General features: G+C 49.5%; 1 pseudogene. It reads right to left on the bottom strand.

Annotated features, from left to right (window positions below):
• A pseudogene (locus tag ABD985_RS19080) lies at positions 1-943 on the bottom strand (hypothetical protein); the annotation flags it as partial.

Genomic DNA, 943 nt, shown 5'->3' with positions numbered 1-943 from the left:
ATCCTCTACTGAATACGTTACCACTAGCTTCTCCGGTTGACCGATCGCATCATCGATCTCAAAAGTACAACCGTTCGCATCAGTAATTAATACATGGTACGTGCCGGCAACATACTCAAACGCTGGCGTCAAATCGCCTGCCCCTTGTGGCGGGAATGATATGTCCACGGGGTTACCCAAGTAATCCTCTCCTGTCGCTACAATATTGTATGGCGCCGTCCCTCCAGAGATATTGCCATTGATCACACCGTTGTCACCGTAGCATTGCGCATCCTCTACCGAATACGTTACTACCAGCTTCTCCGGTTGACCGATCGCATCATCGATCTCAAACGTACAACCGTTCGCATCAGTAATTAATACATGGTACGTGCCGGCAACATACTCAAACGCTGGTGTCAAATCGCCTGCCCCTTGTGGCGGGAATGTAATGTCCACGGCATTGCCCAAGTAATCTGTACCTGTCGCTACTATCTGGTATGGTGCCGTCCCTCCTGAGATATTGCCATTGATCACACCGTTGTCACCGTAGCATTGCGCATCCTCTACTGAATACATAACCTCTAGCTTCTCCGGTTGATCAATCGTATCATCGATCTCAAAAGTACAGCCATTCGCATCAGTGATCACCACATGGTACGTACCGGCAACATACTCAAACGCTGGTGTCAAATCGCCTGCCCCTTGTGGCGGGAATGATATGTCCACTGGGTTACCCAAGTAATCCTCTCCTGTCGCTACTATCTGGTATGGTGCCGTCCCTCCTGAGATATTGCCATTGATCACACCGTTGTCACCGTAGCATTGCGCATCCTCTACCGAATACGTTACTACCAGCTTCTCCGGTTGACCGATCGCATCATCGATCTCAAACGTACAGCCATTCGCATCAGTAATTAATACATGGTACGTGCCGGCAACATACTCAAACGCTGGCGTCAAA

Origin of the sequence: Algivirga pacifica (assembly GCF_039543525.1) — a bacterium.
Taxonomy (GTDB): domain Bacteria; phylum Bacteroidota; class Bacteroidia; order Cytophagales; family Flammeovirgaceae; genus Algivirga; species Algivirga pacifica.
Note: the sequence above shows the minus strand (reverse complement) of the source record. Positions and strands in the feature narration are given on the sequence as shown.